The sequence below is a fragment of the Planococcus halocryophilus genome (assembly GCF_022489025.1).
Lineage (GTDB): Bacteria > Bacillota > Bacilli > Bacillales_A > Planococcaceae > Planococcus > Planococcus halocryophilus_A.
Genome location: NZ_JAKVTG010000016.1, coordinates 38,004 through 50,134, shown reverse-complemented (window position 1 = coordinate 50,134; position 12,131 = coordinate 38,004). Strand labels below are relative to the sequence as shown.

The window sequence follows — 12,131 nt, the reverse complement described above, 5'->3', positions numbered from 1 at the left end:
TCTATCCTTTATTATCGAACTTTTCCTTTTAACCGGTAAATATATGCTAAAACCTCAGCCACGGCCAAAAATAATTCTTCTGGCACCACGTCTCCAACTTCAACTTGAGCATAGAGCGCTCGTGCAAGAGGTTTGTTTTCCATCGTCACAATGCCAAATTCTTTTGCTTTTTCTTTAATCTTTAACGCTAAGTAATCTTTCCCCATTGCGATGATGACCGGAGCCTCCATCGTTTCAGCATCGTACTTAATCGCTATTGCGTAATGCGTGGGGTTGGTGATTAATACATCTGCACTTGGCAAATCTTGAATCATACGGTTCATACTCATTTGGCGTTGCTTGTCTTTTATTTTGGATTTGATCAGCGGATCGCCTTCTGCTTTTTTGTATTCATCTTTGATGTCTTGTTTTGACATTTTAATGCCTTTTTCAAATTCGTATTTTTGATAAATGTAATCCAGGATGGATAAACTCAACAAGATCAGTCCTGCAATCAAGCCCATTTGGAAAACCAGTGAGCCAATAAATGAAAATGAATAGCCAATGCTTTTCTGCGATAAGGTGAACAATTCATCTTTGCCAACCCAGAGTACGCCGAATGCAGCACCTCCGATAATGGCAATCTTCAAAAGCGATTTCCCCAGCTCAACTAAAGCGCGAAGTGCAAAAATTCGCTTAGCCCCTTTTATCGGATCTAGCCGTTCAAACTTTGCCATGATGGGGTCTGTCGTGAAAATCGCGCCTACTTGGATAAAGTTCCCCAGAAAACCAAAGACCATCCCGACTAGCATAATCGGCAACATCAACAAAAATGCATTCATTGCCATTTGCTCAAACAAAGTTCGAATCGTGGCAGGTGTTATTTCCCAGGAAATATATTGCGTAAAATGGATGCGGTAAATAGCTAAAATCCGGTCCATCATCCAGCCACCCATTGAATTCAGCAATATAATTCCACCAATAATAATCATAGCAGCGGCGACTTCCGGACTTTTTGCTACTTGGCCCTTCCGCTTAGATTCCTGACGTTTTTGCGGCGTCGCTTTTTCAGTTTTCTCACCAGCAAAAAATTGCAGATCTAAGGGATATCGGTTTACCACTTACGTTCCTCCTAATAAACTGATCAGTTGAGCCATGCTCACCAAGAGTTTCTCAAAGAGAATCTGCAGGATATAGAAAAACACAGGCATGGTTAGAAAAAGCATGATAAAGCCCACAAAAATTTTCAACGGCAACCCAACAGCAAAAATATTCAACTGAGGCACGGTTTTCGCTAAAATACCAAGCGCAATATCTACTAAAAATAACGCGCCCACAATTGGCAACGCAATTTGTAGCGCAATCATGAACATTTCTACAAATAAGCTTGTCATAAACTGTGCGATATCCCCAGCTTCTACCGAAATGGCTAAACGTTCTACTGGAAATACGCGTAAACTCTGCATAACGCCGTCAAGCATTAAATGATGACCGTTTACAGTCAATAAGAACAACAGCGCCATCATGTATTTGAAATGACCGATAATCGGTACTTGTGCACCCGTCTGTGGGTCCAGTACGTTTGCCATCGAAAATCCCATTTGAAAATCGATAAATGCGCCTGCAATCTGAACCGTATACAACACGAGTGCTGCTGTAAAGCCGAGTGCCAAACCGGTTGCTAGCTCTTTAATAATTAATAAGAAATAAGAAGAGTCCAGTAAAATCGTTTCTCCAATTGGTAAGGTCGAAACAGCAACAAATGCTAAAAAAGCAGCGATTCCCACTTTAAATTGGGTCGGTACACCTCGCATTGAAAAAACGGGAGCTAGTAAGAAAAAGCTTGTCAAACGAACAAGCATTAGTAAAAAATATGGCAGTATGTCAAAAATTTCATTCATATTCGTTTACCCGATTATTCTTGGCAGCTGCTCAAACAAATCTCGTGTGTAATCTAGCAGCAAGGTCAACATCCACGGTCCAAAGACCACCAGTGAGATAAAGACCGCCAATATTTTTGGGATAAACGCCAGTGTTTGTTCTTGAATTTGCGTCATGGCTTGGAAAACACTGACTAATAACCCGACAGCTAACGCAATTAGTAACATCGGAGCAGATATAAGAATAACAGTAAAAATCGATTGTTCGGCTAGTTTGATTACCATATCTGGAGTCATCGTTTTCTTCCTTTCGTCAAAAGCTGACCAGCAGCGATTCGATTATTAAATACCAGCCATCCACTAAGACGAACAATAGAATTTTAAATGGCAACGAAATCATAACTGGCGGCAACATCATCATCCCCATCGCCATGAGTGTACTCGCTACCACCATATCGATAATCAAAAAAGGAATAAAAATAACAAAGCCAATCTGGAAAGCGGTTTTCATCTCACTAATGGCAAATGCCGGAACTAAAGAAGTGAGTGGAATCTCTTCAATGCTATCAGGTTTTTCTAGCTCTGCGTATTTAAAAAACAGGGCTAAATCTTTTTCCCTAGTATTTTTTGCCATAAATTCTTTTAATGGCACAACCGCTGTATCTAGTGCTTCCTGTTGTGCCATATCTCCATCCAAATAAGGTTGAAGTGCCGTCTCATTCATTTCCACTACTATAGGTGACATGATAAAAAATGTTAGAAAGAGTGCTAAGCCAACCAGCACTTGGTTTGGCGGCATCGACTGTGTACCGAGTCCAGTTCGGACAAATGATAAGACGATAATAATACGCGTAAAACTAGTCATCATGATCAGAATGCCTGGAGCTAATGATAAGACAGTTAACAACGCAAGCAGCTGGAGCGTCGATGAGACATCTTCAGGTGACTCGGCACCAAAGTCAATGCCCGGAATATTGATAGAAGATAAAATTTCCGGAATCATAACCGACGTCCTTCCTGCTCGTACAATCCTTGCCCAAATTCTTTCTCAAGTGACTGCTGTTTTGTTTTTTGTTTGTTTAAACTTTGACTGAACAGCAGTTCTAAGCCTTCTTCATGATCGCTTTTAAGATTTTTGCTCTTTTTCTTTCTAAAAGCGCGAAGATTTTTAGAGAGCCCAGATTGCTGCTCAAAATCTTGTTCAATAGTGGTAATCTCTGATGCTTCCGAAAACTCCTTGATCAACGTGACTTCATCACCCACACCGATCAAGTAGATTTGGCCACCTACTTTTATCAATTGCAATGATTTGTTGTTACCAAGAGGTGTTCCGCCCATTAGCTTGACTGCTTGATTAGGTTGAAGATTTTTTTGACGTGCTGCTAAAAACTTAATGAGTCCATAAATCAACACTACGATCAATAATGTATAAAGTGCTAACTGACCGATAATGCCTCCTAGACTGTTTTCTTTTACAGTTGTTTCCTCTACAGACTCCGCCGGCACTTCTTCTGTCGGTGTTTCGTTGTTTAGCCATTCCACAACATTGGGGCTGGCTTGAGCAGATAACGGTACCGACAATACACTAAAAAGTAGAACTGCCATAAGTAGCGACATGTAGACATAGAATAATTTGTTCACTCTTAGTAAACCCCTTTTATCAGTCATTACCGCAGTTTTGAAATTCGTTCAGCTGTGCTCAGTACATCCGTTACACGCACACCGAAATTCTCATCGATGACAACGACTTCTCCGACCGCAATTAGCTTGTTATTGATTAAAATATCGACGGGTTCTCCCGCTAATTTATCCAACTCTATGATGGACCCTTGTGAAATTTCCAGTATGTCTTTAACCATGCGTTTCGTACGTCCCAACTCCACTGTAACTTGAAGTGGAATATCCAGTAGTAAATTTAGGTTGTTTGCTTCTGACGCTGCAATATCTGTGTTGTCAAAGCTCGAAAATTGAACATTTTGTACTGTTGGTGCTTCTGAATCTTGTTCGCCTAGTTGACTGCCTGACACTGACTGCTTTGACATCTCACCTGCCTCCTTTGTTTCTAGTTCTTCTTCGTCAAACGGTTCATTCAGTATAGATACTAAAAGCTTAACAAATGACACTGGCAGGTAAAGACGCATACGAATGTTTTGATTACTGCTAACATTTATTTGGAATTCTGATTCTGTAAACCACTGTTCTTGCGTAAAGTTAGCTGATGAAAAATCTTCACTTTGGTTAATAACGTCTATACCCGTTAAAGAATGGACCATCGCTTTGTCCATTAATATAGACATCGACTGTGCTACAGCTCCAAACATTTGTTCAATCAATTCTTGAACTGCTTTAAATTTAGTATCTTCTTCTGTAATATCCTGACCCGTTGCCAATGCAATATCGAGTTCTCTTTTTGCAACGGATAAAATTTGCATTCCATCAGCAGCTCCGCTATATTCTCCAAGTGCCACATAACATGGTGCTGTTATAGAAGCAAAAATTTCGTCTCTTTCTTTAATAGTCAAAGTTGGTGACGTCACAAAAACTTGTTCAGAAAGCAGTGTAGACAGCTCTGCCGCAGAACTACCGAAAGAAGTGTTTAACAACTCGATCACTGCCTCTTTTTCTGTTTTCGACAATGAACTTTCTGGCATAGTCTTTCCTCCTGTCTCCTCTTGATTCAACAAACTTGCAATTTCCTCTAGGGAATTCGGGTTATTCGTCATCGGAAAAAATTCCTCGCGTTGAGACTTCTGTTACTTGTATTGCCATTCGTCCTTTTGAAACGCCGGGTTGTGCATAAAATTTCAATCTATTATCTACTTGAAGTGTTACAGGGGCATCATATGATTCGTCTAACCGAATGACGTCTCCTTTTTTCAAATTCAAAAAATCTCCAAACTCGATCATGGATTGTCCTAGTACTGCTTTGATCTCCATTTTGGTACCATGTAGTTTTTCTTCTAAAGCTACCAATTCGTGTGCTTCGACCGCTTTCTTTTGATTGGCTAACCAATGTTTTGCAGATAGTTTAGGTAATATCTGTTCTAATACAACGTGGGGCAAACAAATATTGATAATTCCTTCTACATTGCCAATTTTCGTGTTTAATTTTACCAAAATAACCGTTTCATTTGGCGGGGAGGTGGTCAGAAATTGTGAATTGACTTCGATTTCCTTAAGCTCTGGAGACAGTTTCACTACCGATAACCAAGCCTCTTGAAAACAGTCAAGTGCTTTCGAAAACACCCGTTCAATGACGCTGATTTCGATCTCGGTCAACTCATTTTCTTTTTCCATGATATTTCCTTGTCCACCTAGAAGGCGATCGAACATGACATGTACCACGTCCGGAGAAAACTCCATCACCATACTCCCTTGGAGCGGAGCTGCTTCGAAAACACCCATCGTAGATTTTAGCTGAACATTTCCGACAAACTCTTGATAAGAAATCTCTTCGACAAGTTCTACACCAACCTGTACATATGTACGAAGCTGCGCTGAAAAATAAGAAGACAATAAGCGAGAGAAATTTTCATGAATACGAGATAAGGTACGAATCTGATCTTGCGAGAAACGCAAAGCTTTCTTGAAATCGTATGTCTGAACATTCCTTTTCTTCTTGATTGCTTTCGGGCTTTGTTTCCCTAAGGTTGAAAGAATGGTATCCATATTTTTGTCTGATAAAACATCTGTCAACTTGTTCGCCCCCTCATTCGTCCAAGTTCGGCTCATGCAAACGAGGCAAAATGTTCAGTTTCCGGTAATAACCAGTTACTTTATCCATTACTTCCTCTACTGTTTCCAATACATGGATTTTCTTTCCTGTTGTTAACGTCACCAATGTATCGGGTGTCGATTCTATTCGTTCAATATAAATTGCGTTTAAAACGATAGCAGATCGGTTTAACCTAGTTAATTGAATCATATCGATTTGCTAAGCCTCCTCTATTAACGTTTCAAGTTCATAACTTCCTGTAAAATTTCATCAGAAGTAGTAATGGTTCTTGAGTTCGCCTGGAATCCACGCTGCGCAATAATCATTTCTGTGAACTCTTCCGTGAGGTCAACATTTGACATTTCAAGCATGCCAGAGCCAATTTCTGTATTCGCGTCTGCAGCTGTGCCTATGGGATCAATGGGTGGCACCTGTGCCGGCATCTCGTACATTGAACCCCCAATTTTTTTCAGTCCTTCAGGGTTTTCAGGGTTAGAGATCCCAACAAATGCGATAGTAGTTTCATCTCCATTTGCTTGTCTTCCAATTACTTCGCCCGAACGATTAATTCTGAAAGAATCATATGTCGATACATTGATGGGTGCAGTAACAGTAGTAGGTTGCCCATTGACATCAGCTGTTTTGCCTAGAACATTATAGCCTTGAGCTGTAACCAAATTGCCAGCTGTTGTGACACTAAAACTGCCTGAACGTGTTAAGAACTGGTCATTTGTTGTACCAACTGCTTCAGGATCTTGTACTACAAAAAAACCTTTTTCCATAATGGCTAAATCTGTTCCAATTCCCGTAGACATAACCGAACCTGGGTTGTGATTTACATTGATTGCAGAAGTAGTCGTACCAAGTCCAACTTGCATTGGATTCGTCCCACTATTTGACATATTTTGGCTAATTAAATCTTGAAAGTTAACCGTACTTTTCTTATAACCATTTGTATTAACGTTGGCGATATTGTTCCCGATTACATCTAATTTTGTTTGGAAATTTTTCATACCTGATACACCTGAGTACATTGAACGTAACATTTAGTTTTCCCCTTTCAAGAACTGCGTTTTATCGAAGATGGAATACGCAATTTCCTGTTCACCTAATTATTTTCCGTTTTTCTCAATATGAATAATGGAATCGATTGGTACTTTGACATCCGTACCTTCAAGCTCAGCCAGCAATTCCCCATTCTTGCTAGATAAGGCTTTCACCATACCTTCACCTGACTCTGTTTTAGACTGCCACTTAACTGAAGTGCCGATCAAATGCGCATAATCTGCTAATGAAGAACTTCCTTGATTGCTAACAAATTGCGTCATCGTCTTATTTAAGTTGGTCAATTGCTCTAAGCTTGTAAACTGTGCCATTTGGCCAATGAATTCCGTATCTTTCAAAGGCTCCATTGGATCTTGGTGTTTCATTTGAGTCACTAAAATTTTCAAAAAAGCATCTTGTCCAAGTGCATTTGTAGGTTCCTCTTTGGTAGCCGAAGCTGACGCAGTAGCCGTTCCAGTTATCGCTGTCGAAATATTCATCTAAACACCCTTTCTTCTATACGGTGTAATCTACTTTCATCAAGCCTTCAGACAGTGGTTTTCTCGTTTCTCTGACTAAGTCTTCTTCAGATTGAAAATAGCTATTGCTATTACGTGAATTTTTGCCTTGTTGTTGTTGCCTAGATCGTTGTTCTGCATGAGGTTGCTGTTGGCTAAATGGCTGCTGTGGACTTTGCTCTAACACTTCAATTTTCTCTACTTCTACACCTTGTTGAATTAGCGAAGCTCTAAGCTGATTTAACTGAAGTTCAAGCGCTTCTTTTGCCATTGGCGTACTTGTCATAATTTGAGCGGCTAGTTTGCCATTTGTAGAGGTCATTAAAATTTCTAAATGACCCAAATGTTCTGGGAAAATGTTGACGCGCATCTTCATACCTTCAGGACTTTCTGCCAGTCGCATCGAGCTTTTCAGCATTCCACTTAAATCTTCCAAGAGATTTGGTAACCGAACAACAGGAGCAGTCTGCAAATTCGTTTCGGCTTTCATGAGAGTGCTCGCAGACTTTCCAGCATCGGTCGCAAAAGTTACAGGCTGAGCAGGCGATTCTTGAACAACTTTTACCTCTGTTGGTACTTTAGTAGTTTGAATTTCTTCTCCACCTAGAAGTTTTGCAACAGACTTAACTTCTGCTGTTCCACCTTCTTTAAAAACTTCTTGTGGTTCAACAGTTAACTTAGGAACCTCTTTTAGTGGTTTTAGCAATTCACTGACAAGCCGAGGAAGTTCATTTACTGAGTGACTTTCTTCACTCAATGAAAAAATTGGTGAATGTTGTTCCATTGTTTTTAGTAATAGATTCACCTTAGTTTCAGGTGGTTGCTTTTCAAGCATCTTGATTAATTCATCTAGTTGTTTAGAAATTATTATTGAGTCTTTGGGAATTTGAGATTCTCCGGTTTTATCAGTCAATTTACCAAGTAATACTTGTAGTTTTTCAAGCAGCGCAACTAATTTACTTTGATCGTTAGGTGCTTTCACCTCCACTTGATCGATCTCCGTTAATTGAACTTGCTTGTTTTCACTTTGAATTGTTTGCAACTGAAAGATTGCATACTGAACTTCCTGCTGTTCATTTGATTGATTTTTCACTGTCATATCTTGCAAACCTGTTAATTGAGTTTGCTTATTTTCACTTTGAATTGTTTGCAACTGAAGAATTGCGTACAGAATTTCCTGCTGTTCATCTGATCGCTCTTCTAGTGGAATTTCTTGTAAAGCTGTTAATAAAGATGTCAAACTTTCTAACACACTTTCTACTGGCGTTGAGTCTTCGCTATTATTGGACGTTGCAGTTTCTATACTCAATGATTCTAGTAAAGAAGCAAACCCGGATTTAGATGAAATGGATCCTGAAGTAACTTTTGAAAAGGGGCTGATGGTTGGTTGAACTGCTTTTAAAGCTTCCATCTGTTCATATCCCTTCCGCCAAGTTATTCGCTTTCGCTAAGCGGTAAAACCGTGTACTGGCCATTTCATCGAAAAAGCTTTGTTCAGCCGCTTTTTTTTCTTCTTGGAAATGAGTTAATTTTTGCTGCTTCAAGTTTTCCCACGTCTTTTCTTCTTTGGCCTTTTCTTGCAACACCCCTTGAGATGCCGAAACCTTTTTTTGCAAATTCTCTAACTCTCTTTCAGAGGAAAGCGATTGTCCTTGAAGCTGATAAATATAATCTTCTAACATTCGAAGTTCTGAAATATTAACACCACTTTGCTGCTTGGCATTTCTTAATTGTTCGGCATCGTTAATCTTTTTTTGGATTACTCTATTTTGCTGATGCCCTACTTCATGTTGTTTCATGGCTTCAGCCATTTGGATCTGCGCAAAGCCCTTTTCATTTTCTTTTAAATCCAATATCTTTTGAAATCGAAAGTTGAATTGTGTCAGTTTAAATCCCTCCAAATTGTGCTGATAGCCGTTCTACGCTTTCTTCGATTTTAGCTTTTTCATATATGTCTTGTTGCAAGTATTCTTTGATTACTGGATAGGCTCGAATAGCGTCATCAATTTCTTTATTAGCACCACTTTTATAGGCACCAATATTGATAAGGTCCTCAGACGTCTCATAAGCCGCCAATAAGCGCTTAAAGTCCCTCGCCGCTAGCTGATGTTCTTCTGAGACAACTTCGTGCATAACACGGCTTACACTCGCCATTACGTTGATCGCTGGAAATTGACCTTTTTGAGCAATTTTCCGGTCCAAAACGATATGGCCGTCTAAAATCCCTCGGACTGCATCGGCAATCGGTTCGTTCATGTCATCTCCGTCAACTAAAACTGTATAAAAAGCCGTGATTGTTCCTTTGCTCGACGTACCCGATCGCTCGAGTAATTTGGGTAGCAAAGCAAAAACACTCGGCGTATACCCTTTACTAGTTGGTGGCTCACCTACTGCTAAGCCAACTTCTCGTTGTGCCATCGCAAAGCGTGTAACCGAATCCATCATTAACATGACGTTTTTGCCTTGATCTCGAAAATACTCAGCAATAGCTGTTGCGGTCAACGCTGCTTTAATGCGCTGCATTGGCGTTTGATCGGAAGTAGCCGCGACGACCACAGATTTTTTTAGTCCTTCAGGACCTAAATCACGTTCGATAAAATCACGCACTTCTCGTCCACGTTCTCCTACTAGTGCGATCACATTAATATCTGCTTCGGTATTACGAGCAATCATGCCCATTAACGTACTCTTACCGACACCACTACCAGCAAATACGCCAATACGTTGGCCTTGGCCAACAGTCAACAAGCCGTCAATTGCACGAACACCCACTTCTAAAGGTTTATCGATTCTTGGGCGCTTTAATGGATTCGGTGGTGCGTTATTGGTAGAATACTTTTTTAACCCTCGGGGCAATAAGCTTTCGTCAAGCGGCATTCCGGTCCCGTCCAAAACTTTCCCTAAAATAGAAGGCCCTACTTTGATCTGAAGTGGACCTCCCGTCGCAACAACCAAACATCCTGGCCCTACTTGTGAAAGATCCTGTAATGGCATGAGCATAATTCTATTTTCTTTAAATCCAACAACCTCTGCTTCAATCGGCGGCTCGTTGCGATTTGGATAAAGCAGACAAAGTTCACCGATTTTCGCATTCGGGCCACGTGATTCAATGGTTAAACCAATCACTTGAATTACTTTGCCGTGCTTTTTGATTGGTTCGATATCACTCATCAATTCCAGGTATTCATCTTCCCACAAGTTCATCGTTGGTTTTCTCCTCACAGTAAGCGAGTAATTTGTTTTTGATTTCTTCTAGCTGATTATCAACCATGGCATCATAAGAACCGCTCACTGTATGAATTCGGCAACCACCTGGTGTTAAATTCGCTACGGGAATTAGTTTTAGTTCTGAATCTGCTTTAATATAGGTTTTCAATTCCTCTAAAAAGGGAATAATAATCGGATAGTCTTCAGGAGAAACCTGCATCGTGACGTCTTCTGCTTCTTCTACCTGCTTTAAAGCATGCTGAACAATGCTTAATAATTGCTGTGTGTCCTGACTCAACTCATTGTGAATCACTTTTTCAGCAATCGTCACACTTAATGACAACAGAAAAGGCTCTGCCTGCTGAATGATGTTAGCTTTTTCTTCATAGGCTATTTCAAGCAAACGGTTCATCTCGCTTCTTTTTTCAGCGCTATTTTGTTCAGCCAATTGCAATCCTTTTTCAAATCCTTCTTGAAATCCTTTTTGGGTAGCTTCTTGACCTAATTTTTCAGCGTATTGCTGTGATTCTAATTGTTTTTCATGCCACCAGTCATTAATTTCCTGTTGGGCATTTTGTTGATCATTTAACAATTGAGTCTGCAATTCTTCGCGGCGAGACTCTAATCCATGAATTTCTTGAAGCAATTGTTGACGTTGCTTTTTCGGATCAAAGTCCTCCTCACCAAAGACTGCTTTCTTCGCTTCAATTTTTCGAGTTTGGATAATTTTCTTTTCACTTGAATGAGATTGCGAAAGACGAATGATATTAGACAATCATTTCCTCTCCTTCTCCACGCGATACATCGATTTCTCCTTTTTCTTCCATGCTACGGATCAATCCAACAATGTTCGTTTGTGCATTCTCCACATCTTTCAACTTCACTGGACCCATTACGTCAATTTCTTCACGAATAACCTCAGATCTACGCGAAGACATGTTGCGATAAATACTCTCTTTGACTTCTTCACTTGCTACTTTCAATGCAAATGTCAAATCAGCATCACTTACTTCACGCACAATTCGCTGAACAGAACGACTTTCCAAATTGACGATATCTTCGAAAACAAACATACGTTTTTTAATTTCCGAAACCAAATCTGGGTTGTCTTTTTCAAGTTCAGACAAAATGGATTTTTCCGTACCACGGTCTACATTACTCAATACGCGCACAATTGCTTCAACGCCACCTGTTGCTGCATAATCTTGGTTCCCTGTAGCTGTCAGTTTGCGCTCTAAAATTTGTTCCACTTGATGAATAACATCAGGAGACGTACTTTCCATCAACGCAATTCGCCTTGCAACTTCCGCCTGCTTTTCGCTCGGTAACTCAGATAAAATCTTCGACGACTGCTTAGCATCCAAATAGGACAAAACCAATGCAATCGTCTGTGCTTGCTCATGTTGAAGTATGTTCAAGATCTGAGTAGGATCCGCTTTTCGGGCAAAGTTAAAAGGTTTGACTTGAAGTCTGTTCGACAACCGGCTAATGGTATCCATCGCCTTATCTTTTCCTAGCGCTTGCTCAAGAATATTTCGGGCATAAACCAACCCGCCCTCGTTCATATAATCCTGCGCTAAAATCATTTCGTAAAATTCATTTATGACTCTTTCGGTTTGGCTGTTTCTCAACTTCCGGACATTCGAAATTTCCATGGTCAGTTGGTCGATTTCGGGCTCTGTCAGTTGTTTAAATATCTCAATTGAGACTTCAGGTCCTAAACCAACCAATAAAATGGCCACTTTTTGAATCCCCGTCAATTCATTCATTCCTCTAACCATTTGACAC

General features: G+C 40.2%; 15 protein-coding genes. All 15 read right to left on the bottom strand.

The genetic code is table 11. From position 1 onward, the window contains the following. Positions 1 to 11: 11 nt before the first annotated feature. The 15 genes from flhB to fliG all read right to left on the bottom strand — a co-directional run bounded on the left by flhB (position 12) and on the right by fliG (position 12,124). Positions 12 to 1,100 (bottom strand): flagellar biosynthesis protein FlhB, encoded by a 1,089-nt coding sequence (gene flhB, locus MLE13_RS15040; RefSeq protein ID WP_240750517.1) that lies wholly within the window; start codon positions 1,098 to 1,100, stop codon positions 12 to 14. Further along, positions 1,101 to 1,880, bottom strand: coding sequence for a flagellar biosynthetic protein FliR (gene fliR, locus MLE13_RS15035; protein ID WP_065527513.1), 780 nt, complete (start codon positions 1,878 to 1,880; stop codon positions 1,101 to 1,103). A gap of 6 nt (positions 1,881 to 1,886) precedes the next feature. Next, on the bottom strand, positions 1,887 to 2,156 hold the full coding sequence (gene fliQ / locus MLE13_RS15030) for a flagellar biosynthesis protein FliQ (RefSeq protein WP_049693911.1): 270 nt from the start codon (positions 2,154 to 2,156) through the stop codon (positions 1,887 to 1,889). 16 nt (positions 2,157 to 2,172) lie between these two features. Then, a complete protein-coding gene (gene fliP, locus MLE13_RS15025; protein ID WP_240750516.1) occupies positions 2,173 to 2,862 on the bottom strand; it encodes a flagellar type III secretion system pore protein FliP in 690 nt (229 codons plus the stop codon). Next, a complete protein-coding gene (locus MLE13_RS15020; RefSeq protein WP_240750514.1) occupies positions 2,859 to 3,500 on the bottom strand; it encodes a flagellar biosynthetic protein FliO in 642 nt (213 codons plus the stop codon). The genes fliP and MLE13_RS15020 overlap by 4 nt, the downstream gene beginning before the upstream one ends. A gap of 26 nt (positions 3,501 to 3,526) precedes the next feature. Next, positions 3,527 to 4,582, bottom strand: coding sequence for a flagellar motor switch phosphatase FliY (gene fliY, locus MLE13_RS15015; protein WP_240750512.1), 1,056 nt, complete (start codon positions 4,580 to 4,582; stop codon positions 3,527 to 3,529). Further along, entirely contained in the window at positions 4,572 to 5,555 is a 984-nt protein-coding gene (gene fliM, locus MLE13_RS15010) for a flagellar motor switch protein FliM (RefSeq protein WP_240750510.1), read from the bottom strand. The genes fliY and fliM overlap by 11 nt, the downstream gene beginning before the upstream one ends. A gap of 13 nt (positions 5,556 to 5,568) precedes the next feature. Further along, positions 5,569 to 5,784, bottom strand: coding sequence for a flagellar FlbD family protein (locus tag MLE13_RS15005; RefSeq protein ID WP_240750508.1), 216 nt, complete (start codon positions 5,782 to 5,784; stop codon positions 5,569 to 5,571). A 23-nt stretch (positions 5,785 to 5,807) separates the two neighbouring features. Beyond that, positions 5,808 to 6,620 carry a flagellar hook-basal body complex protein gene (locus MLE13_RS15000; RefSeq protein ID WP_240750507.1) on the bottom strand — a complete coding sequence of 271 codons (813 nt, stop codon included), beginning with the start codon at positions 6,618 to 6,620 and terminating at the stop codon, positions 5,808 to 5,810. A gap of 66 nt (positions 6,621 to 6,686) precedes the next feature. Continuing rightward, positions 6,687 to 7,118 carry a flagellar hook assembly protein FlgD gene (gene flgD / locus MLE13_RS14995; protein ID WP_240750506.1) on the bottom strand — a complete coding sequence of 144 codons (432 nt, stop codon included), beginning with the start codon at positions 7,116 to 7,118 and terminating at the stop codon, positions 6,687 to 6,689. A gap of 16 nt (positions 7,119 to 7,134) precedes the next feature. After that, a complete protein-coding gene (locus MLE13_RS14990; RefSeq protein ID WP_240750504.1) occupies positions 7,135 to 8,547 on the bottom strand; it encodes a flagellar hook-length control protein FliK in 1,413 nt (470 codons plus the stop codon). A 4-nt stretch (positions 8,548 to 8,551) separates the two neighbouring features. Then, a complete protein-coding gene (gene fliJ, locus MLE13_RS14985; RefSeq protein ID WP_276323957.1) occupies positions 8,552 to 9,037 on the bottom strand; it encodes a flagellar export protein FliJ in 486 nt (161 codons plus the stop codon). Beyond that, on the bottom strand, positions 9,024 to 10,340 hold the full coding sequence (fliI, locus tag MLE13_RS14980; RefSeq protein WP_240750500.1) for a flagellar protein export ATPase FliI: 1,317 nt from the start codon (positions 10,338 to 10,340) through the stop codon (positions 9,024 to 9,026). The genes fliJ and fliI overlap by 14 nt, the downstream gene beginning before the upstream one ends. Further along, complete coding sequence (locus MLE13_RS14975; RefSeq protein ID WP_240750498.1) at positions 10,321 to 11,118, bottom strand: FliH/SctL family protein; 798 nt, start codon at positions 11,116 to 11,118, stop codon at positions 10,321 to 10,323. The genes fliI and MLE13_RS14975 overlap by 20 nt, the downstream gene beginning before the upstream one ends. Then, positions 11,111 to 12,124 carry a flagellar motor switch protein FliG gene (fliG, locus tag MLE13_RS14970; protein WP_240750496.1) on the bottom strand — a complete coding sequence of 338 codons (1,014 nt, stop codon included), beginning with the start codon at positions 12,122 to 12,124 and terminating at the stop codon, positions 11,111 to 11,113. The genes MLE13_RS14975 and fliG overlap by 8 nt, the downstream gene beginning before the upstream one ends. Between the last annotated feature and the right edge of the window lie 7 nt (positions 12,125 to 12,131).